The following is a 25,037-nucleotide window of genomic DNA, read 5'->3' on the forward strand; positions in this document are numbered from 1 at the left end:
CGATCGAAGCTGCGTCGCGGCGTTCGTCGCACCTAGGAATAATAGGGATATTAGGATGAACGTATTCGTCAGATAGCTAGCGCCGGCGCTTGCTCGGCGTTCACTATTCAACCCTTCCCGCAGGGCTTGCCGGAAAACCGACTTCGTCGAAGACGACCTCGAACAGTTTCCGCTGAACGGTCCGGATGTGTCGGTAGAACGCTGCCGGCGAAATCTCGAGCGTCTCGGCGACCGCCTCGCCGGACTGCTCGCGCGGCGATTCGAAGTAACCGCCGTAGTAGGCGAACCGGACGACCTCGAGCTGGCGGTCGGTGAGCCGCTCGCGCAGTTCCGATCGGAGGTCTCGCGGCGTCGTCCGCTCGACGGTCCGCTTCGATTTGAGCTCGACCGACGAGAACACCTTCGAGACGACGTCGGCGCTCTCCCGCGCGTCGACGGATCGGGGGACGTCGACGACGAGCCGAGCGCTCGAGGGGGTCGCGTCGACGCTGCGGACGACGACGCCGTGGTCCGCGAGCTGCAGGGCGAAGACGGGCCGCGAGAGGTGGAGAAGGACCGCCCCGCCGGCAGCGCCGTTGACGTCACCGTTGTCGCCGTCGCCGCGTTCGTCGGTGCTGACGACCTGTGCCCCTTCGACGGCGACGAGTTCCCCGGCCGCGGCGACGACGGCGTCGGGCGACGCCCCTTCGACGGTCGCGATCACCGACGCGCCGTCCTCGCGGTGGCGGATGCCGCCGTCGAACGAGAGCCGGCAGTCGGCCCGGCGGGCGAGCCGCGAGAAGACGAACGCGTCGTCGGCGACCTCGAACTCGAGGCGCGTGCTCGCGTCCGAGAGCAGCGCACGTTTGCGCTCGACCGCGGCGATCGCGGAGGCGATGGTCTCGCCCAGTTCCGCGAGGACGGCACAGATCATGTCGTCGAACGCGTCCGGCCGGTCCGCGTAGACCGTCAGCACGCCGTAGGCGAACTCGTCGTAGGACAGCGGGACGCTCACGGCGGACTGGTACTCGCGGGCGAGCGCCGCCGACCGCCACGGCTCGTCGCGCAGTCCGTCGGCGACGTTCGGAACGACGGTCTCTTCGCGGCCGACCGCGGTCCTGACCGCGGGTTCGCTCGCCTCCGCGAGCGAGAGCGACACGCTATCGAGGTACTCCCGTCCTTCGCTCGCCCCGCCGTGGGCGCGCGACTCGAGGCGATCGCCGCTCGCGTCGGGCTGGCCGATCCAGGCGAAGGAAAACCGGTCGGCGGTCGTGAGCCGCTCGCAGACGGCGCGCTCGATCTCCTCGCGGGTTTCGGCCCCGACCAGCGCCTGATCGAGCTCCCGGATGATCTCGTTGATCCCGTTGAGACGGGTGAGCTGTCGGTTCCGCTGCTCGAGTTCGCGGTCGCGTTCGCGCAGCGTCCGCTCCCGTTCGACCCGGTCGAGCGCCGCTTCGGCGGTCGCCGCCAGCAGGTCGGTCAGCTCGCGGGAGACGTCGTCGAACGCGTCCGGCTCCGTCGAGCCGGCGACGAAGACGCCGTGGTCTCCGAGGGGGACGTACGCCGCGCTCCGCAGGTCGGTCCCGGGGTTCGAGAGCGCCGGCGAGTCGCGGACGTCGGCGAAGAACCGGCTCTCGCCGTCGACGAAGACCCGACCGGGAACGCTGTCGACCGTCGCTCGGTGGTCGCGGACGGGGCCGTGTAACTGCTCCATCCCCGGCGAGGACGCTGCGGGCCGTAACACGTTGTCGTCCGTGTCGAACAGGTAGGCCGCGCTGGCCGCCAGATCCAGCACGTCCGTCGCGTCTTCGACGACGATGTCGGCGATCTCGCGGTCGGTCTCGGCGTACAGGAGCTGGCGGGCGGTCCGGTGAAGCGCCGTCAGCGCCTCCTCGCGTCGCTTTCGCTTCGTGATGTCGCGACAGCTGTAGAGGGTCGTCCCGCCCTGGATCGAGACCTCGCGGACGTTGACCAGCAGCGTGTGCTCGCGGCCCGCCCGGTCGGTCGCGGTGCACTCGATGTTCGTCAGCACGCCGGCCTCCTCGAGTTCGTCGCGGTCGAAGAGCTCCGGCCCGAGCAGTTCGTCGATCGTCCCCATGTCGTGGATCTCGTCGTCCGTGTAGCCGAAGATGAAGTGAACGTTCGGACAGACGTAGGTGAACTCGCCGTCGTCGTCGGCGATGAGGACGGTGTCTGTCATGTTGTTGAGCGTTACCCGGTGAAGTTCCTCGGATTCGCGTAACTCCCGCTCGAGGCGGGCGCGTTCGGTGACGTCCGTCGCCCGCGCGAGCAGCGAGGTGACCGCGCCGTCCTCGTCGCGGACCGGCCGAACGGTCAGCTCGAGTGTGCGATCGCCGTCCATGTCGTCGGTTTCGGTCGCGCTCCCGCCGTCGGCGCGGATCCGGGTCAGTTCCCGGTGTGCGATCTCGCCGCCCGCCGCCCGGTCGATCGCCTCGCGGATCGGCGCGGGACCGTCGCCGATCCCCCGCCACCAGGGGAGGTCGTGGAAGGGCCGGCCCCGAACGTCGCTCGCGGTCGCGTCGATGGCCGCGAGCGCGGACTCGTTGGCCCGTCGAACGGCCCCGTTCGGCTCGAGGATCCACGAGTACGTGTCCGGGTCCTCGAAGATCGCGTCGAACTGGCGGGCGCGTTCCCGACGGTCGCGTCGCGTCCGCTCCGTCGAGAGCGCGCGATCGATCGCCGCTCGGCAGTCTTCGATGGAACCGTCGTCGCTGCCATCGAGCGGGACGTACGCCGACACGCCGGCGGCTATCGCCGCGCTCGCCAGCGATTCGTCGCCGTCGGCCGGCGCGAGCACGACCGGGAGGTCGGGGTCGCGCTCACGCGCAGACTCGAGGAGGTCGAGCCCGGTGGTCCCCGAATCCGGGAACGACTGAACGGTCAGCAGACAGTCGAACGAGCGAGACGCCAGAGACTCGAGGGCTGCGGCCGCGGTCGACACCGCGGTCACGGCGAGCGCTCCGTCCTCGAGCGCGCTCGCCAGCGTTCCGGCGTCCCCCTCGGGGGGCGCGACGACGAGGAGTCGGGCGTCGTCGAGCGTCCGTGTAGAAGACATTCGTTCCCGCTACGATCCGCTACCGATAGAAAGCATCGCTCGATACCCGCGTCGATCCCGCTGGCGGACCCTCGGCCAACGAACCCTCGCACCGATCGACGCCCACTGACCGACAGCCGTTCGTCGCTCGAGTCCCTACGGAGGGTATGCGCGTTACCGTCACCGTGGACGATCGGGAGCCGGCCGGCTTCGTCGAGGCCGTTCGGGACCACCCCGACGTGACTGCGGTCGCCGTCGAGCGGCTGGCGACCGGTGACGTCGCGATCGATTCGATCGGCTTCGAGCGGAAGACGCTCCGCGATTACGTCTCGAGCGCCGTCGGCCGATCCGGCTCGGATCTCGCCGACCAGGTCGAGCGGATGGCCGACGCCTACGACCACTCGTACGTCCTGCTCGAGGACGACTTCGCCGGCCTCGAGTCGCTTCGGACGGGCGTCCCGCCGGCGTCGATTCGGGGGTCGATGGCCTCGATCACCGCTCGTCACGGGGTGCCAGTCATTCCGTGTACGGACCGCCGACAGCTGGTCGACTTCGCGATCAGACTCGGTCGGAAACACGCCGAGGACCCGACGAGCCGCCAGCTACCAGTCGGTTCGGTGCCGAGTCGACGCGAGCCGACAACCAAGCGAATCTACGGCTGTATCGACGGAATCGGTCCCGAACTCGCCGCGACGCTGTACGATCGCTATCCGACCGTCGAAGCCCTGCTCGAGGCGGACACTGGGGATCTGACGGCGATCGACGGAATCGGACCGACGCGGGCCGAAACGATCTACGCGGCGTTTCGAGACGATGGGACCTGACGCGTCACGCAGTGTTTCGAGACACCTGCTGTTAGACGGGGCAGCGTTCGTCGAGAAAAATCGCACTCAGAGCGGCTTACCGGCACTCCGCTACCGTCACGGCCGCCGACTCGGGGACGGCGAGCCAGGCGCCGTCTCGAGCGATGTCGGCGATGACGAGGTGTGATCGGCCGTCGATCTCGTCGGTCGCCGCCACCACTTCGCTCGACGCTCCCTCCTGCTGCCCGATCGGCGTCGCTTCCGGAGCCATACTCATACATCTCCGTACATTGGACATGAATGTTCCGGAATATCTTCGATAGCTAGTTGGGAGTTGGATGGTAGTGCGGGTTTCCCCTTAAAATTAAAAAATAATGCCCGACTATGGTTGAAAGACGGAACTGGCGGCTACAGACGTTACTCGTCGGTTACGACCGATCGGACGTGGCCGACGACGCCGCTTTTCAATTTGACGTGTGGCCCTTCGGGTTCGTCACCGTAGATCGTCCCGATCTCGCCGATGAGCGGCTCCGTGTCCTCGGACTGCGGGTCCGCGTCGTCTTGCACGATCTCGACGGTCATCCCCTGTCGCAGTTCCCCGGCTGTCGGTCGCTCGTTGGACATGGGTAGAGGTGCATGCAGTGTGTCGAAAAGAATGACGCCTGCACTCGCGGCGGGCCGCCGTTCACTCCTCGTCGAACTCAAGGGCGACGGAGTTGATGCAGTATCGCTTGCCGGTCGGCTCGGGGCCGTCCTCGAAGACGTGGCCGAGGTGGCCGCCGCAGTTCGCACACAGGACCTCGGTGCGGCGCATGCCGTGGCTCGTGTCGAGTCGAGTTTCGACGCGGGCGTCGTCGACGTCGTAGAAGCTCGGCCAGCCACAGCCCGACTCGAACTTCGTCTCGGAGTCGAACAGTTCGGCTCCGCAGCCGGCACAGGCGTAGGTGCCGTCGTCCTTGTGATCGACGTACTCGCCGCTGAACGGGGGTTCGGTGCCGGCCTCGCGGAGGATCCGGTACTCCTCGTCGCTCAGCGTCTCGCGCCACTCGTCGTCGGTCGTCGACGCGCGGTCTGCCTCGTTGCTCATGGTCTCCGGTAGGGGCGAGACACTCAAGAGTCTGTCTGCGCGCTCGGTGTGTCGCCGCGCCGACGGCGCCCGCTCGGCGGCGTCGCACCCGACCGACGGTCAGCGGCTCGTGATCACGTCCGTGCTCTCACAGTTCGGACACTGTGTCATCCGGCCGAGTTTCGGGACGACGATCCGTCGCCATTCGTCGCCTCCACCGGGGGCCTCGAAGCCGCAGTTGCGACATCGCGACTGTCCATGCATAGCTGTGTTGCTCGCCATGTCGCGGAGTATGCTACGAGATACCATAGGCGTTTGTTCGACTGGACGACAGTGTCACGTTGACCAACGGGTCGTACGGCCGATCGGTGTGCGACGATCGGCCGCGACCGCAGTTGACAGGGGATGAGCGTGGACAACGCGACTCGGCCGACCTGATCCGACGCGACGCGAACCGCCGTCGGACCGCCCGTCCGTTCGCGCGGATTCCGATCGGAGATCTCCTCGTCGGTTCGGCCACGATCGTCGAGTACCTGTCCTGGAGCGGGCCGAGGTTTCGGCGAACCGCCCGAACCCGGTACTCTGTTCGTCGTCGAGTGGATCAATCACCCAGCACGCCTGATCTCCGTGGAAGCAGTCCACAAACGAACATATAAGCGTTGTTGAACCCATCATTTCGAAAACATTCTAGCGCGCGACTACCATCGCCGCCTCGATCAGTGTCGGCGGACGACGAGTCCGACGATCAGTGCGGCGATCGCGACGACCGCGGCCGGTGATCCGAATCCGGGCATTCCGTCGTCGGCCGCCGTTTCGGAACTCGAGCTCTCGTCGTCGCTCCCCTCGTCGTCGTTCGAGCCCTCACCGTTCGGATCCACACCTTCCACGACGACCGGGCTCGAGGTCGTCCCGTCGGCCTCGGCCGTCAGTTCGAGTTCGCCCGCCGTCTCGACGGGGACCGCCGCGGTCCCCTCAGCGTTCGTCGTCGCGGCGCTCGAGCCGTCGACGCGGACCGTCGCGCCCTCGACGGGTTCGCCGTACTCGTCGGTGACGGTTACGCCGACGGTCTCATCGAGGAGGACGCGTTCGTTCGCAGTCTCGAGGGTCAGCGCCGGCGTTCGCTCGATCCGATAACTCCGACTCGTGTCGGTCTCGTCGACCGTCAGTTGCCGCTCGTGCGTGCCGTAGCCGTCGCCCTCGATGCGGACGGTGTACTTCGTGTTGACTCGCAGGTCGATGCTGCGCTTGCCCTTCTCGTTCGTCGAGAGGGTTGCGTCGCGCTTGCCGTCGTGCAGAATCGTCACGTCGACCTCGAGTGGCTGCTCGAGAATGCCGTCGGTGACCGCGAACGTGACCTCCGCAGTCCCGGGTTCGACGTCGACGGTCGTGCTGTCGGTCGACGCCAGATCGACTGTCGTCGACTGTTCGTAGTAGCCGGATTTGCGGACGGTCACGTCGTAGACGCCGGCTTCGACGGATTCGACCGCGAGGACGCCATCGGAGGCGGTCGTCCCCGTCGCTGCCGCGCGGTCGTCACCGGCCTTGGTGAGCGTGACCGTCGCGTCCGCGACGGGCTCGCCGTCTTCGGTCACCGTGATCTCGCCGTCGGTCGGCGCGTGAACCTCGACGGTCCGGGTAGTGTGATCGCTTACCGTCCCGAGCCTCGCCGGGTTGTTCAGGACGTAGTCGGCGTGATCGACGGTGACCGAAACGTCCGCGCCCTTCGGAACGTCGATGAGCGTCTGGCCGTTCGAGGCCGTCGTTCCGGTCGCTTCTCCCCCTTCCCACGATGCGGTCACCGACGCGTCGCCGACGGCGTTCCCGGCGTCGTCGACGACGTGGACGGTGACGGTTACCTCCTCGGTCGACTGGGCGGCTCCGGCACCAGCGAGCGACGCCAGACAGACCGCCGCGACGACGAGGAGTACGATGCGCTTCATAGCACCGGGTCGAGAGCGCATTTACTTAAATTTCTCCCTGTGACTGTCTCGATCTCCAATCATTTCGGCGGCCAATCTGGATTTCTCGTGGATGCATGTGCCGCGAACGGCGCGATCATCCGGGTCCGTTATGGGGCTGAAACCCGAACTTACGATCCGATGGACGCCAGCCACGACCTCGCTGCAGCGGCCCTCGAGACGCTCCCGATCACCGTGGCTATCATCGACGGCGACGGGGAAATCCTGCTGACGAACCGCTCCTGGCGCGAGTTCGGCTCTAACGGTGCCGGCGACGACCACGTCGGCGTCGATTATCTCGCGACCGCCGCGACCGGTGACGACGAGCACGCCGAAAAGGCGGTCGCGGGTATCGAAGCCGTCCTCGCGGGCGAGCAGGAATCGTTCGCGATGGAGTACCCCTGCCACACGCCCGATGAGAAACAGTGGTTTATGATGCGGGCCAATCGCTTTACCGACGACGACGGCAGACGGCTGATCTCTGTCGTCCACCTCGAGATCACCGAGCGAAAGCTCGCCGAGATCGCCGCGGCGGAAAACGCCGACCAGGTCCGCGAGGAGCGACGGGCGCTCGAGCACGTCCTCGAGCGCGTCGACGGGCTGGTTCGCGACGTCACCGACGCCGCCGTCGGCGCGGGGACGCGGGGGGAGATCGAACGCGAGGTCTGCCGACGACTCGCCGAGACCGATCCGTACGTCCTCGCCTGGATCGGTCGCGTCGACGTGACGAATCAGCGGCTCTCGCCCCGCGAGTGGGCCGGCCGAGACGAGGTGCCCCTCGAGGACGACGAACTCGTCTTGCGTACCGACGGGACCCATCCCGCCGTTCGGGCGGTCGAGGACGGCGACGCGCAACTGATCCAGGACGTGGCGTCGTTCGACGACGCCGACCAGTGGTGGCCGTCGGGGGCCGGAGACCGCTTCCAGTCGGTCGCCGCGCTCCCCATCGCGTACGGCGACGTCACCTACGGCGTCTTGGTCGTGTTCGCCGACGAATCCGACGCGTTCGACGAGCGGGAACTGCTCGTCCTCGAGTCGCTCTCCGGGACGGTTGCGACCGCGATGAACGCCCTCGAGACCAAGCGGATGCTCACCACCGAGCGCGTCGTCGCCGTCGAGTTCACGATCGAGGACCCGTCGCTGCTCGTCACGGCGCTATCGCGGCGACTCGAGGTGTCGATAACCTATCGCGGGCTGACCTACGATCGGGACGGCACGCCGCTCGTCTTCCTCCACGCCGATCGCGAGGTCACCCCCGAGGGGGCGGCGGAGGCGATGGTCGACGGCCGCGACGTGACGGTCCTCTCCGAGAGCGAGGAGGGGACTATCCTCGAGGTCGCCGCCGAGGACGGCCTCGTGACGGCGCTGAGCGAGCACGGGGCGGTGATCCGGCAGCTAACGGCGACGGACGGGACCGCGGAACTCGCGATCGAACTGCCGGACGGACGCGCCGCGCGCTCGACGTACGATCTGCTCGAGCGCCGCTACGACCGCGTGGAACTGGTCAGCTATCACGAAGGGGAGGAGCCGGCGCGAACGAGGGGTGACGTGACGGCGCGACTCGAGTCCTCGCTGACCGATCGCCAGCTCACGGCGCTTCGGACGGCGTACTACGCCAACTACTTCGAGTGGCCGCGCGACGTCTCCGGCGAGGAACTGGCCGCGTCGATGGACATCTCCAGATCGACGTTCCACCAGCACCTGCGGACCGCACAGCGAAAGCTGCTCGACGAACTGTTCGACTGAATTCGTCCGAATCGGTTCAGCTGAACATAGTGAGGGGGTGATACTTTATATACACGTGTCGTAGGAGATACATCCGATCGCCAGTAGGCGGGGCCCACGAGACACCAATGAAACAGGAACATATCGACGCAGGCAAGGCGATACAGAAGCGGACCGGGAAGACGTTCTATCTTGCGACGCGCTTCCTCCCCGAGCGAGTGCGACACGCCACGCACGTCCTCTACGCGTTCTTCCGAATCGCGGACGAAGTCGTCGACGACGCAGACGGCGCTCCTCCCGAAGAGCAACGGGCCCGACTCGAGGACCTCCGGGCACAGGCCCTCGGCGAGCGACCGCCCGACGATCCCGTTCTCGAGGCGTTCGAGGAACTCCGCGAGCGCCACGGGATCACCGACGAGGAGGTCGACACGTTCATCGACGCGATGGCGACCGACATCGAGACCGACCGGTACGAGACCTACGCAGACCTCGAGGCCTACATGCGCGGCTCGGCCGCGTCGGTCGGCGTGATGATGACGGCGATCATGGAACCGGACGCCGAGGAGACCGCGCTCCCCCACGCGGTCAAACTCGGCGAGGCGTTCCAGATGACGAACTTCCTGCGCGACGTGCGGGAGGACGTCGTCGAGCGCGACCGGATCTACGTCCCCCAGGAGACGCTGCGGGACCACGGGGTCGATCCCGAACAGATCGAACGACTCGAGCACTCGGAGTCGTTCGGTGCGGTGATGGCCAGCGAACTCCAGCGGACCGAGGACCTCTACCGCGAAGGCGTCGCCGGTATTCGCTACCTTCCAGAGGACTGCCAGCTTCCGGTATTGCTGGCGGCGGTCCTCTACGCGGAACACCACACCGTCATCCGAGCGCAGGGGTACGACGTGCTCTCGAGCGAGCCGTCCCTGTCGACGGCCCGCAAGCTCTGGTGTCTCGCGAAGACGCGCTGGCACTGGCACTGGAACCGCGACCCGGAGGCCGTGTTCAAGCGGGTGTCTGCGGTGCCGACGGCCGAACCGGATCGGCGCGGTCCCGAGCACGGCGACGGCGTGCCGACCCGGTAGCTCGACGGCGCATATCAAACCCCTCGATATGATGGATTTCCGTTTGTTGTCCCGGCAGTCGAACGAACAGCTATGTCTACGAACACGAACGCGGAGGTCATCGAGAAGGAACGATCGATGGCGCGAACGACTGCGATCGGACTCGGCGTCTGGCTCGCGGTGACGGTCGCCGCCGTCGTGCTCTTGCTCCTGTTCGGCGACGTCATCTCGAGTCTGTTCGTCTGAGCGCGCGATCGCAGGCCGTCAGTCGGCGGGGTCGCCGGTTGCCGGGACGGTGGTTTCGGCTGCGACGAACGACGCCAACTCGGGCTTCGAGTGGCTCTCGAGCAGGTGGTCCTCGAGCTGTTGCCCCTGGGCCGTCGGCTCCCGACAGACCGGACACTCGACGGGCTCTCGCGTTGCCATACCGACCGATGGGACTCTCGTGGTCAAAAGGAGCGTGCCGGCAGCCTCGACCCGTTTTTGGGTCCCGACACCGGGCAGGCCGAGTCGCGGTCGCTGCCGGCTATCGCTCGCGGTGACGCCCCGGCAGCGCCGCCTCGATCATCGCGAGATCGTACCGACCGGTTCGGAGGAGGGCGAGACAGAACAGGCCGGCCACCGCAGCTGCCAGCCACTGCTCGTAGAGGACGTTGATCGTTCCCCAGAGCAGGACGAAACTCACCAGATCGTCCAGCGCGAACTCGCAGGCCCGGACGCGCTCGAGGACGGCCGCGCGATCGAACGCGAGATCGACGAGGACGACGGCCACGGCCCCCGAAAGCAGCCAGCCCCGGTAGTTCGAGAGCGGGACGCCGTAGTAGCCGCCCGGCGGGACGTACGACCAGAAGCCGATCGCGACGGCCCCCGGGTCGAGGACCAGGTCGATCGCGAGAACGGCGCCGATCGCGGCGAGGAGCCGGGGCAGAGCGCGCGTGGCGTGCTCACCCAGTACCAGCAGCGAGAGCAGGTAGGCGTTCAGCACCAGCGGGACGAAAAACAGCGGTAGCGCCAGCGGCACCTCCTCGCCAAGCATCGGCCCCAGTTCGATGCCGTACTCGAACTGACCGTACGGCCAGCCGGTCCGAACGCCGACGAACTCGATCGCGTAGGTGTACGCCGTCAGGAGGGCCAGCGGGACGAGCGCCCGTCGGTCGATCTCGGGAAGCAGTGCGACGATCAGCGGCGACCGCATCACCAGCGTCCCGAACAGGAGCAACAGCGGGTTGTACGAAAGCGGCGGCGGGAGCAGCCCCTCCGCGCTCGCGAGCAGCGACACCGCGCCGACGACCGGGAAGACCACAGCGATCGTGAAGCGGTTCTCGCGGACGAGTTGCTCGAGCCGGCGCTGGACCACGGCTCGCCTATTCTCGACGACGGCGTCGGGACTGGGACTCGCGTGCGGGCTCGAGGCCGATCCGGTCGGTTCGTCGTTAGCCATGCATCAGCCTCCAGAGTCCGCCCATCGTCAGGAGCGCGCCGACGACGGTGTTGATCGCGGGGAACCACCAGTAGGCGCGGTCGACGGCGACGTCGGCGACCGCGATCGCGGCGACGAGCGCGGGGTAGGCGAGCATGAGCGCGCCCAGCCGGAGGTCGAGGGCGCCGAAGGCGACGGCGCTCGCGAGCCAGCACGCGCCGCAGTAGGCGTAGGTGCGGCCCTCGCCCAGTACCGTCGCGGTGGTCCGGATCCCCGCCTCGCGGTCGGGTTCGATGTCGGGGACCGCCGAGAAGGTGTGCATCCCCATGGCCCACAGCCAACCGCCAGTGATCGCGAGGAGCGGCGGCTGCGCGGTGGCGACGGCGGCGTAGGCGGCGATCCCCGGCGTCACGTAGAGCCCGTTCGAGACGGAGTCGAGGACGGGCGTCGTCTTGAACCTGGCCGGCGGGGCGCTGTAGGCCGCCCCGAGGACGAGGAACGCGGCGAGCCAGGGCAGGGCGGCCGTCGAAAGCAGGGGGGCAAACAGCAGCGAGAGGGCCGCAGAGAGCCCGACGGCCGCCGGAACGTATCGCTGGCCGCGGTAGCGCGCCTCCCGATCGTCTTTCTTCGGGTTTTCCGCGTCGATCTCCCGGTCGTAGATGTCGTTGATCCCGTAGAGGAAGACGTTCGCCGGGACGAGGAAGTACGCGAACAGCGCGACCGTTGCCGGTGTGACCAGTTCGGCGGTCGACGCTGCGGCGTAGGCGACGCCGACGAGGACGGGCCCCGCCAGATACAGCCAGAAGCGCGGCCGCGAGAGCGTCAACAGGTACGACAGTTGCTCCCCGACTGCGGTGTCGGTCGCGGCCCTCGAGCTCGAGCCCCCCGTCATCGACGCCTCGAGCGCGCGTCGCGGTCGTTCGGGTCGTTCATCCGTGATCTTCGAGCACCTTTTCGGACGTCACCTTGCCGCTGATGAGACACATCGGCATCCCGATCCCGGGTGTGGTATCGCCACCCACGAAGTAGAGTCCGTCGACTTCCTTCGAGCGGTGGGGCGGCCGGAACAGCGAGGTCTGTCGGAGGGTGTGGGCCAGCCCCAGCGCCGTCCCGCCGTAGCTGTTGTATCTGCTGGCGAAGTCGTCGACCGAGAACCGTTCCTCGAGGACGATCCGGTCCCGGAGGTCGGTTCCCGTGTTCGCGGCGATGTCCGCGAGAATCAGATCGCGGTACTGGTCGCGGGTTTCGGGCGTGTCCTCGAGGCCGGGCGCGATCGGGACGAGGACGAACAGGGCGCTGTGGCCGTCGGGCGCGACGGTGTCGTCGGTGTCGGAGGGGACGCAGATGTAGTAGGCGGGATCGTCGGGCCACTGCGGGTCGTCGAAGATCTGCTCGAAGTGTTCGTTCCAGTCGGTCGGCAGGACGAGCGTGTGGTGGGCGAGTTCGTCCACGTCGCCCTCGACGCCGAGGTAGAGCAGGAACGCGGAGGGGGCGTAGGTCCGCTCGTCCCAGTAGTCGGCGTCGTAGCCGCGCCGCTCGGGCGTGAGCAGTTCCTGCTCGGTGTGTGCGTAATCGGCGTTGCTCACGACCAGATCCGCACGCACCGGGCCGCTTGCGGTCTCGACTTCGAACCCGCCCGTGCGGCCCTTGATCTCCGTCGCCGGTCGCTCGGTGTCGTACTCGACGCCGAGTTCCCGCCCCAGTTCGGTGACCGCGTCGATGACCGCGCCGATGCCGCCCTCGGGATACCAGACGCCGAGGTTGAAATCGACGTGGCTCATCAGATTATAGAGGGCCGGCGTGTTCGTCGGTGATCCGCCCAGAAACACCAGCGTGTACTGCATGATCTGCTGGAGCTTCGGGTGGTCGAAGTAGCCCTCGACGTGGCCCTGCATCGACCCCAGCAGTGAGAGGCCGCGGGCCTGGCGGGCCACGTCGAGATCGATGTAGTCTCGCAAGCGCTCGCGGTCTTCGTAGACGAAGTGTTTCATCCCCACCTCGTAGTTCTCCTTCGACTTCTCGAGGTAGCGCTCGAGCGCGTCGCCCGCGCCGCGCTCGTACTCCTCGAAGACGGCTTTCGTGCGCTCGAGGTCGGGCGTGACGTCGACCAGGTCACCGTCTTTGAAGAAAATTCGGTAGTGCGGATCGAGATGGGTCAGCTCGTAGTAGTCGCTCGGCGTCCGGTCGAAATCGGCGAAGAAGCGCTCGAAGACGTCGGGCATCAGGTACCACGAGGGCCCCATGTCGAACCGGAACCCGTCTCGCTCGAGCCGACTCGCTCGTCCACCGACCTGTTCGTTCTTCTCGATGACGCGCACGTCGGCACCCGCGTCAGCGAGATAACAGGCCGTCGAGAGCCCCCCGATTCCGCCACCGATCACGACGACCGACTCATCGGCCAGCGATTCCATACTCGAACGTGAGTATCCGACCGGTGTTAAACGTGGTTCATACCTATGTAGGGAATCGAGACCCTTCGCTCGAATGATGGGCGACCGGATAGCTGACCGACGTCTTTCCGTGCTCTTCAGAAGCCGCCGACGGCCATCAGGAACAGCGCGACGGCGATAATCGCGAACAGGCCGCCGACGCCTTTCTTGATCGTCCCGGTGTCCAGCGCGGCGGAGACGTACGGTGCGATCTGCCCGCCGAGCGTCGTCGCGGGGACCGTCCAGATGACCATGTTCCACGGCGTCGATGCGAGGTTCATGCTGTGGCCACCCGGGACCAGCCCGCCGCCGAAGACGTGGACCAGCGAGGCCAGCACGGCCGTCGTCGCGACGACGATGTGGTTGGTGCCGATCGCGACGCGGACGGGGACCTCGGTCCGAAGCATCGAGATGATGCCGAGTTCGCCGATACCGAAGCCGGCCAGCCCCTGAAAGACGCCGCCGACGCTGTAGTTGGCGAACCGCTCTACGTAGCCGCCCAGAGAGTACCTGTAGTCGTTCCCCTCGCGATCGACCCGAGTGATGGTACCGCTGTCGTCCCGTTCGACCCCCGCAGGGCCGAGTTTATTCGCGTCGTCGGGGAGTTCGCCGCCGTCTGCCGACACCGTTTTATCGCCGGTACCGCCGGATCCACCGCCGGGTTCCTCGTGGCCGAGGTTCGCCCGGAACAGGAGAAACGACGCCGCGAGGAGCGCGATGCCAAGTAGCGCGTGGAACAGCGGTTCCGGGATAACGAACGACAGCAGTGCACCGGCGACGACGAACGGGACGCCGCCCAGAACCAGCGTCGTCGCGAGCCGGCGGTCGACCAGTCCGTACTGGATAAAGGCGAGCGCGGAACTCGAGAGGCCGAACGACTCGCTGATGAGCCCGATTTTCACTAGCGTGTTGGGTTCGAGCGGATACGCGAACAGCGGGAACACGAAGATGAGGAAGGGAACGAACAGTGCCGAGCCACTGATCCCGACGGTGTTGACGATGGTCGCTCCGATGAGAAACGCGATGAACAACCACCAGTACTCGAGCCAGTAACCGGTGCCCGGATTGGCGGACTCCGTCGGTGCGAAAAAGTAGACGCCGACCACGAACGCCAACGGTGCGAGGAACACGAAGACGTGCTGGTACTTGAGGAAGGCTTTCTGGACGCTGGTGGACGATGACGAAGCGGTCATTGAGCCGTGAGCCCAGCGTTATGAGTTGCGAAATAAGAGTATTTCCGTCTGTTGTCGCCTTGGTAACCGTTCATACAGGGATTGAGGTGGGCAACGCCCGGCAACTGCCGGGTCGGCCCGCCGACGTCCCACGTACTCGGAGTATCATCAACGTTTATCACGTCCCCCGTGCTACAGCCTATCATGAGTTTTCCAGAGGGGCCCCGGAAACCGGGTGAGCAGTCCGCAGTAGACGACAGCGATGCAATCGATCACGCCCCGACGGACGGACTCATCGCGGCTGTACGTGAGTCGCTCCGAACGCACGCCCGGACGTGGGCACGGCGCTACGTCGAGATGCGCGTCGACGCGCGTACCGCCCGTCGGGAGTAACGGCCGCTCGCAGTTCCTGTCGGCCGTTTTTCGTCGTGAGAGAACGTTCCGGTCGAATCAGTACTAGCGTTATCGTTCCCCGTGACGTACCCTATCACGGTGATCGAGAATGCAAGACGTAGCCACGAGTGCGGTCTCCTGTCCCTACTGCAGTGAGAGCGCGACAGTCTCGCTCCCCGGCTCAGGGACGGACGTGAAAGTGCGGCGATCAATCGCGGCGTTCGGCGAACACACGACGGTCACGTGCTCGGAAGGCCACACCTACTGGGTGTACTTCTGTTAGCGCGCCTCCTTTTCGGACTCCTCCTCGCGCTGCGGTAGCTCGAGCGGGTGTTCGTACAGCGCTCGTGCTATCGAGCCATGTTTCCGTCGAGAGAAATGCGTGTCTCAGGCCGAAACCGAAGCAATCAATCGATGTGGCCTTCGCGGCGGAGCTGGTCGGCGTCCTGACCAGTGTAGCGCCACTCGATAGTGGCCTTCTCGTCCTGCCAGTCCCAGGGTTCGGCGACGACGATGTCGTCTTGTTCGATCCAGGTACGGTATTTCATGCGTCCCGGGATGCGGCCGAGTCGCTCCTCGCCGTCCTCACAACGGAGGCGAACGTGGTTGCCACCGAGGTGTTCGGTTACGACGGCGAATACTTCATCGCTGTTGGGCATACGGAGGTTCCGTCGCCCGGAGTCTTCTGTCACAGTTAGACTACGTGCGCCAGACGTTTAAACCATTGGAGATGCACGGTACCGTGACTCGTACAGAGGTCGTTCAATTGTCAGCGGAGTGTTTTTCGGCGTTCCGGGCCTGTTTCGTGCGTCGATCGGCTTGCTCCATCCGGTTTTGCGACGCGTTCGAGAGGGGCTCGGGCAAGTCACCACTCGCCTCGGTGAGACGCTGCTCTACCCGCTGGAGGCGCTCAGCAACAGTGGTAAGCTGCTTGTCAGCGGTGCCTCGCTCACTGTCGCGTGCGCGCTCGGCGGCTTTTCGTGCGGCCTCGACGACGGCTGCGAGGGCACGCTCGAGTCCCTCGACGGCGCTCGACGAACCACCGTCACTGCTCAGCGCCGCGATCTCTTCTCGCGTCTCGTCGGCGATATCCGCTACGAACGTCGCGAGCTGTGCTTTGCCCGTCTCTGGGCGCTCGATGCGGACCGTCGACTCGCTTCCGGGAGTCGGGTTGATCCGGTAGGCGCCGATGGCGTCGTCGCTGTCTCGAACCTCCGTCGTATAGGCCCCGCCGGTGTGGACGTAGATGGCGTCGTTTCCGTCTACCGACGACTCGTACAGCCGACCGGCGAAATCGTCTTCGACGGCCACTGTCGAGAGATCGGTCGCAGTCTTCTCGCCGCCGATTTCTAGCTTCGTCGCGCGATCACGGGCGACCAGCGGAATCTCGCCGCTGACGCCGGCTGCCGTCGGTTTTCCGTCGTCTGAAACAGCGACGCGTTCGCTGTGTGGCGCGCGGCCCGCACCGTTGACTGTCAGCCGATGATCGCCGGCCGAAACGTCCTGCACGACCGCGATGCCACCGAACGTCGGGACGGCCTCGGGATCGCTCTCCAGCAGAACGACCGACTCGACGGCCGTCTCCGTCGTGGTCAGCCCCTCGTTCTCCGGCGCGTCGTCGGTCGTGACCGCCTCCGTCACGCGGGCGATCACGCTGTTTATCGGTGCCGCCTCGCCGATGGCGTCGTAGCGGTCGGCCAGTGCCGTCCGGTGGTTGGGAACGGAGATGTCAGCCGCCGGATTACCGTAGCGTGGCTGGGACCACGGCGTCCCTGTCGTCGTGATATGACCGGCGATGGCGTCCTCGACCACGTCGGGGACGGTGAACTCGAAGCTCAACTGCGGTCCAGTGAAGGCCGCGATATGTTCGATCTCGCTGCTCGGTACGAGGTCGTACTCGACGTCGGCGTCGGCCTCCCGGTCGCGGTGTCGGAAGACGAGCCCCGTCTCGCGCATCGGCAGATCCGTCGGCGGCGATGTCAGCGTGTCGTACGATCGGACCGTCAGGTCGTCGCCGATCAGCGACTCGCGAGTGACTGACGGCAAGCGTTCGTGCTCGTATATCGGGACCCCCTCGTACTCCGGGACGAGGTAGGGAAGCCGTGACCCCTCGTCTCGCGGCAGTCCGTACGCGAGCGGTAACTCGAGGTCCGCGAGGTCTTCGACGCCCTCGAGCGCCGTGTTCGTGATGTCTGCCAGCATATCTTCGATGGCGACCCGCTGGAAGCGATCGGGGACGTCGTTGACCGAGAGCGTACTCGAGTGTGAACCGAGTTCCGAGAGGATGCGCGGCACCATCGCCGGATCCGGATCCAGGAACTCGTTGTTCGGTACCGTCCGGGAGTGAGAACTGGCGACGTACAGTTGCGGCTCGTCAGTCTCCGTGTCGACGAAGACGTGCAGCACTTCCCAGTCGTGCCAGTGGAAGTTGGTCGTGAACTGGTCGAACACCGAATAGAACCAGAACTGGACCACGGCGAGTGGCGAGTCTTCGTACGCGACGGCGTTGTAGAACACCGTCGGATCCGGCGGGTCTCCGTCGCTGTATCGGTCGTGGTACCCGTCGACAGCATCGAATCCGTTGACGACGGTCTCGCCGTCGCGTTCGCTGGCGTAGGGCCGTGGGTCCGTTGGAAACCACGGTTCGTTGGCATCGAAGTACAACGTCGGGGCGAACTCCGTCGCCAACTCTCGAGCGGCTTCGCCGTCCAGACTGCTCGTCTGGCCGTCGCTCTCACGTTTGAACGCCGAACAGCCTGCCAGCGCGGCTCCACCGATACCGGCGAGTGCGCCGAGGACACTCCGGCGACCCGCGTCGAACTCGACGTCGTCGGTCATGAGTTATCGTCCCTCTTCCGAGGTTCCACCGTCAGGACGCGCATGACAACAGCTGTACTGGCCATACCGCTGCGCGGTGCTATTTTCTCAAGAATCTTCTGTACTGACCGCTCGCGACGCACCTACAGTTCGCGATCCGAATCGGGGTTCTCGAGTTCCCACAGGAGCTCCGGGAGGAAGGCATCGAGGTTGTCGATCACGCGCCGCTCGCTAACGTTCAACCCCTCGCAGTGATCGTGGGCCGAATCCCGAATGTCGACGTGGAGGTCGCCGTCCTCGAGCCGGACCCCCAGCGGGAAGACCGAACACCGGGTGGGTTTCCAGTCCTCCTCGAGGTGCAGCGAACAGAGGCCGTCGTCCCGGAGGAAGGCGCAGGCGGAGCCGTCCTCGGCGACGTGGTCGTTGCGATCCTTCGCCTCGCGCGTGACGAACTTCTCGCCGCGGAACTCCGTCGTCGTCTCGGCGAGGTTCGCCCGCTGGGCTAACTCGAGGAGGTCCCTGTCGTAGAGGAGCACGCCGTGGTGGCAACACCACGTACAGTCGTCGACGCACTCGAAGGTGAGATCTGGATCGAACTCGACGACGACCTCGCGGTCGGGGTAGACCTCGACGCGTTGCGGGGCGTCAGCGCTCACGTGTCGTGGGTGGGCGGTCACTGTGAAGTGCCTTTCTACCCGACGTAGCCGATCTGTCCGGGTCGACCAGTAGCCGGAGCGGCGGTCGATCTCACCAGTCGGCGACGAAAATCGTGGACTGACGGCGGCGAACGCGCCACGAATATCCACGAGACGGTCAGTACTCGGGTCTCTGCGATCGGATCACGTCAGAGAACTGCATATGCTCGTCCGCGAGGAGTTCGTTGAGGTCGTCGGACGTGATAATTCCGACCAGTTCGTTGTCGTCGTTACAGACCGGGAGTCGGCGGACGCCGTGGTCGCTCATCAACTCGGTCGCCTGATAGAACCCGTCGGTTTCTTTGATCGTCGCCAGATCGCCGGACATGACGTCGCCGGCCGTCGCTTCTGTCGGGTCCATCTCGTCGCCGATCACGCGTACCGCGAGGTCGCGGTCAGTGACGATCCCGATCGGTTCGTTGCCGTCCGTGATCACGACGCTACCGACTCGGGACTCGTCCATGCGTGTCGCGAGTTCCTGAACGGATTCGTCTTCGTGTGCCGTTACTACGTCGCTTCGGGCCAGGTTTTCGAGAGGCATAACCCGCGTTGCCGTCCCACTGACGCGCGTATAAACCCACACCGTACTGCACGACCTTCATGACCATCAAACGCGTTGACGGAACGGACGTACGACCGGTGTGTGTCAGTTCCACATGTCGTGACTGGCTCACTCACGGAGACCGGAAGCCGCTGGCCGCTCGGGCCGCTTCGAGGTCGTCTCCGTTCCGACGCTGGATCCCTCGAACGACGCAGCCAGTCGTCGTCACATCGGCTCTCGAGGTCGGTCCTGAACCGCTGACCGCCCGACGGTAGCCCGGTTTTCCGTGACCGGGAGGACGTGTATCCGCTGCCGACGGGACTCTTCTACCGACGAATCATCCGCGTCGTTGCTGGATCCCCTGCAAGGCGGCCGAACGGGACGTGTATCCGATGCCGAGCGCATCGCAGTCGACACACTCCCAGCGGTACTCGCCTCTGAATCCGCGGACGGACACGACGGCGCTGCAGTTCGGACACCGCTTGCGGCGACGCGACTCCCGTACTCGCTCGAGAATATCACTGACGGTCCGATTCCCGTTCATTCCAACTGGTGCTGTCGGTCGTCCCGGTATATGCTTTCCCGTTCGAGATACCTCCTGCTGGACGACCGCATTGTGACCGGTTGCCGGGCAGCGGGCGAACCTACGCGCGAACGGTGTCACCCTCGAGCGGGAGACTCTCCCGTTCGCTCGAGTCGACGACGGTGTTTCGGAGGGTACCAACGCCCTCGTAGGTGATCTCGACGGTGTCGCCGGGTTCGACGAGGCCGGGGTTGGCGGGGCTGCCGAAGGAGACCACGTCGCCGGGGCGGAAGGTGACGCGGCGGGAGAGATACGAAATGATCTCGTCCGGATCGAACAGCATCAGTTCGGTGTTGGCCTCCTGGCGGCGTTCGCCGGCCACGTCGGTGTACATGTCGATCCCGGTCGGGTCGACGGCGGTCTCGATCCACGGGCCGAGCGGGCCGGAGGCGTCGAACGCCTTCCGGGGCGTGCGCTCGCCCTGATCGAGGGCGTCCACGTCGTTCAGGATCGTGTAGCCGCGAACGACCTCGGAGACCTCGTCTTCCGAGAGGTTCCGACAGGGCTCGTCGATGACGGCCGCGAGTTCGCCGGCGTAGGTCACTTCGTCGCTGAATCCGGGGTAGGGGATCGGGTCGCCGTGACCGACGAGCGACGCGGGCGGCTTGATGAAGAAGTCGGGTTCGTCGGGCCGTTCGTACTCCATCTGGTCGATGGTCGCCGCGAAGTTTCGTCCGATACAGTACAGCGCCGAGGGGGTACACGGCGGGAGGAAGGCGGTGTCGGTATCGATCTCGTAGACGCCGTCGTCGGTGTGTACGATGCCGTCTTCGTACCGCCCGGCGACCGGGCCGTCGTCCGTCGCGATTCGCGCGAGTTTCATTATCGGCGCTCTCTGTCGTGGCGGATTAGGCGTACCGGTTTGATTTCGGACGGATCACGGTTGCGGGGATCGAAACGGCCCTCACTTTGCCCCGACGAGCGATTCCCGCGCACATGAAGGGGCCGTCCCTACCCGGCTCCCGGCCGACGAGTGAGACGATGTCTCCCGATTTCACGACGGACGACGAGGGAAAGCCCGTTGTTACCGCCGACGGCGAACGGATCGGAACCGTTCGCGAGGTCGACGTGCGTACCGCACACGTCGAACCCGGTCCCGACATGTCCGACAGCATCAAATCCAGGCTCGGCTGGCGCGCTACCGAGGCAAAGACGTACCAGCTCGACCAGGAGTACGTCGAGTCGATCACCGACGACGCGGTCAGGATCCAGCGGCTCTGACCGCGGATACGGCTCCTATTGTGGCGGATTCGAGAGCGATCGTCCCGACCAGTCGCGGGTTGCGAGAGAGTGCAGGTCTCGCTTATATCCGCCTGCTCGCCGGACTCGAAGGTATGTGCGTCAACTTCACCGACGACGACGAAGGCAAACGTGTGGTCAACGACAACGGCGAGCAGATCGGCATCGTACAGGAGGTCTCGGCGGGAACCGTCCACGTCGACCCCGACCCCGGCATAACCGATACCATCAAATCGAAACTCGGCTGGGGTGACAGCGACGAGGAGACCTATCGACTCGACGAGAACAACGTCGAGTCGATTTCGGACGACGAAGTGCGACTGCAGCGACTCTGAGTCGCCCGGAGAACGGGAGCCGGCGTGACGAACCCTCGCCCCGGCCACGGTCGGCGGTATCCGCCGTGCATCTCGATCTGACGGCCGTCTCTCACTCCTCGAGCAACAGGTACGTCCGGCCGCCGCGGTGTTCGAGCGAGACGGCGTCGGTCTCGACGTTCGACTGGACGAACTCTTCGAGCCCCGCCGCGTGCACGTCGGTGACGTCGATCCGCTCTCGGCCTTCGGGCAGGCGGTCGACGGACGCGGTGGATTCGAATCGATTACTCCCTTCGCTGCGATCGGCGCGTTCGTCGGTCGCTTCCACGATCAGTGACATACGTTTCAATTAGACCGACAGTACGTCAAACCGACCCGTCCGGAGTGAAAGTGAAAGTACGGGACGGAGCGGCCTCGATCCGCTGGACTGGGTGTGCGGGTGTCGCGCCGAGCCACCCGGTTCAGCCGAGGGTCTTGACCTCGACGCGGTGCGGGCCGTCGTCGGTCTCGAGCGTGACCGCGTCGACGATCGCTTCTCGAGCCCGCTCCTGCCAGTCCGCGACCGCTTCGGCGTGGCGTTCGCGAATTCGATCGGCCTCGTCCGAGTTCGCGCCCGCGTCGGCGTCCGCGTCCGCGAACGCCGACTCGAGGTCGGGGTAGTCGGCGACGACGTCGTCCGCGATGACGTCGGCGGGCGCGAGGTGGACCGCACCGGTCAGTTCGGTGTCGTCGACGCGGTAGACGTGGATACGGGCACGCATTCGGCCGTGGAACGGCGGTGTCATCCGGAGGACGGCCTCACCGGGGTTTTCCTGACTGTAGGCGTAGGCGTTGACTGCGTCGTCGGGGGAGAGTGCGATCGAGCGGATCGCCGACGGATCGTCGTCCTCGACCATCGGAGAACGGTTGGACGCGCGGCGGTTTAACCCTCGGGTTCCGGGGCCTCGTCCGTGGACCGCGGCCGAAACACCTCGGCGCGTTCGTCCGTCGACACGCCGTAGGTCGCGTCCGCGACTGACTCGGGAAGCGCCACGTCGCCGTCCGCGTAGTGGGCGCGCAGCGACGTCCGGAGGGCGTCTCGAACGCAGGCGCGCGCCGCCGACCCGACCTCGGTACCGCTCCCCGAGAAGTCCGCCGTCGTCCCCGACGGGTCGTGGCCGACGATGATCGCGTCCGTCGTGGTGCCGGGAAAGCCCGTCTCCGCGAGCAGCGTCGCCGTTTTCGCCTCCGCTACGACCGCGATCAGATTCGCCAGCGCGCCCGACGCGAGCGCGCGTGTCGTTCCGACGATGACGTTGACGGTTCCCTGGCCCTGCCCCTCGAGTCCGTCGCGGTCCGACGCAGTCTCGCCTGCCGGATCCATCGGCAGCGCGGCGGGGTTCGAAACTCCGGCGGTCGCGTACGCTGTCACGGGACCGCGGCGAGCGCCGCGGGCGTCCGCGATGTCGACGCCGGTCAGCAGGGCGGGTCCAGTCGTGTCCGCATCGAGCTGCCCGAGATCCGCTCGCTCGAGCCGTTCGTCGACGTACGCGCCGAGATCGGTTCGTTCCCACCCTTCCGGAACGGAGACGTTGTACGCGTAGTCGGCGACGCGGCGGCCGCCGTCCCAGCCGGTCGAGAGCCACTCGGTTCCGGGTCGGCCGACCTGCAGGACGCCGTCCCGTCGAACCGCGTCGTACGCGAGGTCGTCACTCATCCGTTCCCCCGTCGTCGGCGTCGCGAACGCCGAGCGCCGCGAGCAGGCGGTCGTTCGACGCGCGGTCCTTGACCGCGACGCGGACGTGCGAGTCGAGCCCGCGGAAGGTCGTCGCGTCGCGGATCGCGACGCCGTCGGCCCGCGCGTCGGCGATCACCCGCGAGACGTCGCTGTCGCCGACGTCACAGAGGAGATACGGTGCGTCAGACGGATGGACGTCGAACTGCCGCTCGAGCGCGGCTCGCATCCGCTCGCGCTCGCGGGCGACGCGCTCGCGCGTCTCGCGAACGAACTCGTCCCGTCGCAGGCAGTGCGCGCCGACTCGAGCGGCCGGCGTCCCGAGCGACCACGCGCGCCGGGCCGTCTCGAGCCGATCCCGGCGCTGCCCGCTCGCGACGGCGAAGCCGGCGCGCAGCCCCGGGAGGCCGAACAGTTTGGTGAGCGAGCGGGCGACGACGACGTGGTCGCGCTCGAGGCCGGCCGCCGACGGCAGCTCCGTATAGCCCAGGAAGGCCTCGTCGACGAGCAGCGTCGTGCCGGCGTCCGCACAGCGGTCGGCGAAGGCCGCGAGCGCCGACGGGTCTGCCGCGTCCCCGGTCGGATTGTTCGGCGTACAGACCACCGCCAGCGCGCAGGGCTCGAGCACCGTCGGCCCCACCTCGAACAGGTCGTCGTAGCGGACGAACCGCGGCCGAGCGCCCTGGAGTCGGACTTCGCGGGCGTACTCTCCGAAGCTCGGGTAGGGGACCAGCGCCTCGTCGCCCGGCTCGAGCGTGACCTCCATCGCCAGCCGGATCGCGGCCAGCCCGCCGGGGGTCGGAATCGCCCGATCGGGGTCGCAGCCGACGAACGCGGCCGCCGCGTTCCGGTAGTCGGGATAGTTGTCATCCGGGTAGCGGCGCGATTCCGCCAGCGCGGCCGCGTACACGTCGTCGACGCCGTCGGGCGTCCGGGGGTTGGTGTTGGCCGAGAAGTCCAGCAACTCCCGGTCGGGTTCGCCGCCGTGGGGGACCCGCTCGGCGGTGCGGATCGACTCAGGGTCCACGATCACCCTCCGGTGCGTCGCCGGCGTCGGTGTCGCTCCCGACGCTCGGATCGTCGGCGGGCTCGCCCTCGATTCCGAGCCGAGCGCAGACCGTCTCGAGCCGATCCCTGACCTCGTTCATCCGTCCCGACGGAACGAGCGAGAGCGCGCCGCCCATCGCGACGCCCTCCTTCGCTTCGCCGGCGCAGTAGCGTTCCATCGCGACGTGATCCCGTCCGTCGAAGCCGGGATCGGTGACGGTGAGGTCGCAGTCGAACCGCTCGCAGGCCTCGGCGAGCCGATCGCCCTGCTCGTCGGCGACGAACGAGGTGGTCGCGATCGACAGCGGTTCGTCGACGCCGGCGTGACGCAGCGCGGCCGCGACGGCGACCATCTGGGTCCCGCCGGCCAGCGTCACGTCGGTCCCGGCCTCGAGCGCCCCCGTTGCGATCCCGGCTACCGTCGGCTGAACGGGGTCGCCGACGGCCGCGATCGCCTCGAGGGGCGCGCCGTCGCAGTCGCCGGCCTCGAGGTCGCTCGCGGCCAGGGCCTCGTCGACGACGCGGCGCTTGCGTTCGATCGGGTTCTCGGGCAGCGACGAGGAGACGCCGCTGGGTTCGCCGAGCGCGGTGAGGACGCCGAGCGCAGTGGTCGTGCCGCCGGGGACCGTCTCGCCGATCAGAATTCCGTCGTCGGGAAGGCTCGCGCCGTAGTCGTAGGCGCGGTCGAACGCGGCGTTCGCGCTCGGCACGGCTACCGGTTCGCGGATGTCGTTCCCGGGCTGGACGCCGAGATCGACCGTCGGCGCGGCCGTCGACTGGGTGAGCCCCGCGTCGATCACCGCCACGTCGAAGCCGACGACCTCCCGGACGGCGCGGGTGACGGCGGCGGGCGTCGGACAGCCGTTCGGGCTCACCGGCGTCACCGGCGACGCGGTCGGCTCGCCGTACGCGAGGATCTCCACGTCCGCGGCGGGAGTGTGTTCCATCAACTCGGGCGCGGCTCCGGCGGCACTGATACCGTCGATCAGGGCCGTCTCGGTCGTCCCGGCGGGGAGAAGCACGCGCATC

The 25,037-nt window shown here is 66.8% G+C and carries 30 protein-coding genes; 8 read left to right on the top strand and 22 right to left on the bottom strand.

Features of this window, described 5'->3' with window-relative positions; genetic code table 11:
• Positions 1-103: 103 nt before the first annotated feature.
• On the bottom strand, positions 104-3,055 hold the full coding sequence (locus NDO75_RS12775) for a bacterio-opsin activator domain-containing protein (RefSeq protein ID WP_310906729.1): 2,952 nt from the start codon (positions 3,053-3,055) through the stop codon (positions 104-106).
• A 146-nt stretch (positions 3,056-3,201) separates the two neighbouring features.
• Here NDO75_RS12775 and NDO75_RS12780 point away from each other — a divergent pair, with 146 nt between their 5' ends.
• Positions 3,202-3,858 carry an ERCC4 domain-containing protein gene (locus tag NDO75_RS12780; protein WP_310906730.1) on the top strand — a complete coding sequence of 219 codons (657 nt, stop codon included), beginning with the start codon at positions 3,202-3,204 and terminating at the stop codon, positions 3,856-3,858.
• A 76-nt stretch (positions 3,859-3,934) separates the two neighbouring features.
• Here the strand turns inward: NDO75_RS12780 and NDO75_RS12785 are convergent, their stop codons facing one another.
• The 5 genes from NDO75_RS12785 to NDO75_RS12805 all read right to left on the bottom strand — a co-directional run bounded on the left by NDO75_RS12785 (position 3,935) and on the right by NDO75_RS12805 (position 6,843).
• Entirely contained in the window at positions 3,935-4,108 is a 174-nt protein-coding gene (locus NDO75_RS12785) for a hypothetical protein (protein WP_310906732.1), read from the bottom strand.
• Positions 4,109-4,254: 146 nt separating this feature from the next.
• Positions 4,255-4,461 (bottom strand): DUF2196 domain-containing protein, encoded by a 207-nt coding sequence (locus tag NDO75_RS12790; RefSeq protein ID WP_310906733.1) that lies wholly within the window; start codon positions 4,459-4,461, stop codon positions 4,255-4,257.
• 61 nt (positions 4,462-4,522) lie between these two features.
• On the bottom strand, positions 4,523-4,924 hold the full coding sequence (msrB, locus tag NDO75_RS12795; RefSeq protein ID WP_310906734.1) for a peptide-methionine (R)-S-oxide reductase MsrB: 402 nt from the start codon (positions 4,922-4,924) through the stop codon (positions 4,523-4,525).
• Positions 4,925-5,023: 99 nt separating this feature from the next.
• Positions 5,024-5,185: a hypothetical protein gene (locus NDO75_RS12800; RefSeq protein WP_310906735.1), complete on the bottom strand. Its 162-nt coding sequence runs from the start codon at positions 5,183-5,185 to the stop codon at positions 5,024-5,026.
• Between the two features lie 434 nt (positions 5,186-5,619).
• The gene (locus tag NDO75_RS12805; protein ID WP_310906736.1) at positions 5,620-6,843 is read right to left on the bottom strand and encodes a carboxypeptidase regulatory-like domain-containing protein; all 1,224 of its coding nucleotides are present in this window, start codon (positions 6,841-6,843) and stop codon (positions 5,620-5,622) included.
• Positions 6,844-7,002: 159 nt separating this feature from the next.
• Between NDO75_RS12805 and NDO75_RS12810 the strand changes: the two genes are divergently transcribed.
• The 3 genes from NDO75_RS12810 (at position 7,003) to NDO75_RS12820 (ending at position 9,890) form a co-directional block, all read left to right on the top strand.
• A complete protein-coding gene (locus NDO75_RS12810) occupies positions 7,003-8,607 on the top strand; it encodes a bacterio-opsin activator domain-containing protein (RefSeq protein WP_310906737.1) in 1,605 nt (534 codons plus the stop codon).
• 107 nt (positions 8,608-8,714) lie between these two features.
• Positions 8,715-9,665 carry a phytoene/squalene synthase family protein gene (locus NDO75_RS12815; protein ID WP_310906738.1) on the top strand — a complete coding sequence of 317 codons (951 nt, stop codon included), beginning with the start codon at positions 8,715-8,717 and terminating at the stop codon, positions 9,663-9,665.
• A gap of 72 nt (positions 9,666-9,737) precedes the next feature.
• Entirely contained in the window at positions 9,738-9,890 is a 153-nt protein-coding gene (locus NDO75_RS12820; protein ID WP_310906739.1) for a hypothetical protein, read from the top strand.
• Positions 9,891-9,908: 18 nt separating this feature from the next.
• Here NDO75_RS12820 and NDO75_RS12825 read toward each other — a convergent pair whose 3' ends face one another.
• The 5 genes from NDO75_RS12825 to NDO75_RS12845 all read right to left on the bottom strand — a co-directional run bounded on the left by NDO75_RS12825 (position 9,909) and on the right by NDO75_RS12845 (position 14,686).
• Complete coding sequence (locus NDO75_RS12825) at positions 9,909-10,070, bottom strand: hypothetical protein (protein WP_310906740.1); 162 nt, start codon at positions 10,068-10,070, stop codon at positions 9,909-9,911.
• A 100-nt stretch (positions 10,071-10,170) separates the two neighbouring features.
• Positions 10,171-11,085, bottom strand: coding sequence for a bisanhydrobacterioruberin hydratase (gene cruF, locus NDO75_RS12830; protein ID WP_310906741.1), 915 nt, complete (start codon positions 11,083-11,085; stop codon positions 10,171-10,173).
• Entirely contained in the window at positions 11,078-11,956 is an 879-nt protein-coding gene (locus NDO75_RS12835; RefSeq protein ID WP_310906742.1) for a prenyltransferase, read from the bottom strand. The genes cruF and NDO75_RS12835 overlap by 8 nt, the downstream gene beginning before the upstream one ends.
• A 37-nt stretch (positions 11,957-11,993) precedes the next feature.
• On the bottom strand, positions 11,994-13,475 hold the full coding sequence (gene crtI, locus NDO75_RS12840; protein WP_310906743.1) for a phytoene desaturase family protein: 1,482 nt from the start codon (positions 13,473-13,475) through the stop codon (positions 11,994-11,996).
• A gap of 116 nt (positions 13,476-13,591) precedes the next feature.
• On the bottom strand, positions 13,592-14,686 hold the full coding sequence (locus NDO75_RS12845) for a sulfite exporter TauE/SafE family protein (RefSeq protein WP_310906744.1): 1,095 nt from the start codon (positions 14,684-14,686) through the stop codon (positions 13,592-13,594).
• Between the two features lie 183 nt (positions 14,687-14,869).
• Here NDO75_RS12845 and NDO75_RS12850 point away from each other — a divergent pair, with 183 nt between their 5' ends.
• Positions 14,870-15,058, top strand: a complete 189-nt coding sequence (locus NDO75_RS12850) for a hypothetical protein (protein ID WP_310906745.1) — start codon at positions 14,870-14,872, stop codon at positions 15,056-15,058.
• A gap of 109 nt (positions 15,059-15,167) precedes the next feature.
• The gene (locus NDO75_RS12855; protein ID WP_310906747.1) at positions 15,168-15,341 is read left to right on the top strand and encodes a hypothetical protein; all 174 of its coding nucleotides are present in this window, start codon (positions 15,168-15,170) and stop codon (positions 15,339-15,341) included.
• Between the two features lie 124 nt (positions 15,342-15,465).
• On the opposite strand, the gene NDO75_RS12860 is transcribed toward NDO75_RS12855, so the two are convergent.
• From NDO75_RS12860 to NDO75_RS12885, 6 genes are all read right to left on the bottom strand, one after another.
• Positions 15,466-15,750 (bottom strand): translation initiation factor eIF-1A, encoded by a 285-nt coding sequence (locus NDO75_RS12860; protein WP_081603348.1) that lies wholly within the window; start codon positions 15,748-15,750, stop codon positions 15,466-15,468.
• A 70-nt stretch (positions 15,751-15,820) separates the two neighbouring features.
• Positions 15,821-17,896 (bottom strand): hypothetical protein, encoded by a 2,076-nt coding sequence (locus tag NDO75_RS12865; protein ID WP_310906748.1) that lies wholly within the window; start codon positions 17,894-17,896, stop codon positions 15,821-15,823.
• A gap of 122 nt (positions 17,897-18,018) precedes the next feature.
• On the bottom strand, positions 18,019-18,531 hold the full coding sequence (locus NDO75_RS12870) for a YkgJ family cysteine cluster protein (RefSeq protein ID WP_310906750.1): 513 nt from the start codon (positions 18,529-18,531) through the stop codon (positions 18,019-18,021).
• Between the two features lie 157 nt (positions 18,532-18,688).
• Positions 18,689-19,111, bottom strand: a complete 423-nt coding sequence (locus tag NDO75_RS12875) for a CBS domain-containing protein (RefSeq protein ID WP_310906752.1) — start codon at positions 19,109-19,111, stop codon at positions 18,689-18,691.
• Positions 19,112-19,448: 337 nt separating this feature from the next.
• The gene (locus NDO75_RS12880; RefSeq protein ID WP_310906753.1) at positions 19,449-19,655 is read right to left on the bottom strand and encodes a hypothetical protein; all 207 of its coding nucleotides are present in this window, start codon (positions 19,653-19,655) and stop codon (positions 19,449-19,451) included.
• Between the two features lie 100 nt (positions 19,656-19,755).
• A complete protein-coding gene (locus tag NDO75_RS12885; protein ID WP_310906754.1) occupies positions 19,756-20,517 on the bottom strand; it encodes a fumarylacetoacetate hydrolase family protein in 762 nt (253 codons plus the stop codon).
• Between the two features lie 158 nt (positions 20,518-20,675).
• Between NDO75_RS12885 and NDO75_RS12890 the strand changes: the two genes are divergently transcribed.
• Both NDO75_RS12890 and NDO75_RS12895 read left to right on the top strand, forming a co-directional pair.
• Positions 20,676-20,915 (top strand): PRC-barrel domain-containing protein, encoded by a 240-nt coding sequence (locus tag NDO75_RS12890; RefSeq protein ID WP_310906755.1) that lies wholly within the window; start codon positions 20,676-20,678, stop codon positions 20,913-20,915.
• A gap of 113 nt (positions 20,916-21,028) precedes the next feature.
• The gene (locus tag NDO75_RS12895; protein ID WP_310906756.1) at positions 21,029-21,268 is read left to right on the top strand and encodes a PRC-barrel domain containing protein; all 240 of its coding nucleotides are present in this window, start codon (positions 21,029-21,031) and stop codon (positions 21,266-21,268) included.
• A 91-nt stretch (positions 21,269-21,359) separates the two neighbouring features.
• Here NDO75_RS12895 and NDO75_RS12900 read toward each other — a convergent pair whose 3' ends face one another.
• The 5 genes from NDO75_RS12900 to cobT form a co-directional block, all read right to left on the bottom strand.
• Positions 21,360-21,587: a hypothetical protein gene (locus NDO75_RS12900; RefSeq protein ID WP_310906757.1), complete on the bottom strand. Its 228-nt coding sequence runs from the start codon at positions 21,585-21,587 to the stop codon at positions 21,360-21,362.
• Positions 21,588-21,708: 121 nt separating this feature from the next.
• On the bottom strand, positions 21,709-22,143 hold the full coding sequence (locus tag NDO75_RS12905) for a hypothetical protein (RefSeq protein ID WP_310906758.1): 435 nt from the start codon (positions 22,141-22,143) through the stop codon (positions 21,709-21,711).
• Between the two features lie 26 nt (positions 22,144-22,169).
• Complete coding sequence (locus NDO75_RS12910; protein ID WP_310906759.1) at positions 22,170-22,943, bottom strand: adenosylcobinamide amidohydrolase; 774 nt, start codon at positions 22,941-22,943, stop codon at positions 22,170-22,172.
• The gene (locus NDO75_RS12915) at positions 22,936-23,988 is read right to left on the bottom strand and encodes an aminotransferase class I/II-fold pyridoxal phosphate-dependent enzyme (protein ID WP_310906761.1); all 1,053 of its coding nucleotides are present in this window, start codon (positions 23,986-23,988) and stop codon (positions 22,936-22,938) included. The genes NDO75_RS12910 and NDO75_RS12915 overlap by 8 nt, the downstream gene beginning before the upstream one ends.
• Entirely contained in the window at positions 23,978-25,036 is a 1,059-nt protein-coding gene (cobT, locus tag NDO75_RS12920) for a nicotinate mononucleotide-dependent phosphoribosyltransferase CobT (RefSeq protein ID WP_310906762.1), read from the bottom strand. The genes NDO75_RS12915 and cobT overlap by 11 nt, the downstream gene beginning before the upstream one ends.
• Position 25,037 lies beyond the last annotated feature (1 nt).

This window comes from Natrinema sp. 1APR25-10V2, assembly GCF_031626495.1.
Lineage (GTDB): Archaea > Halobacteriota > Halobacteria > Halobacteriales > Natrialbaceae > Natrinema.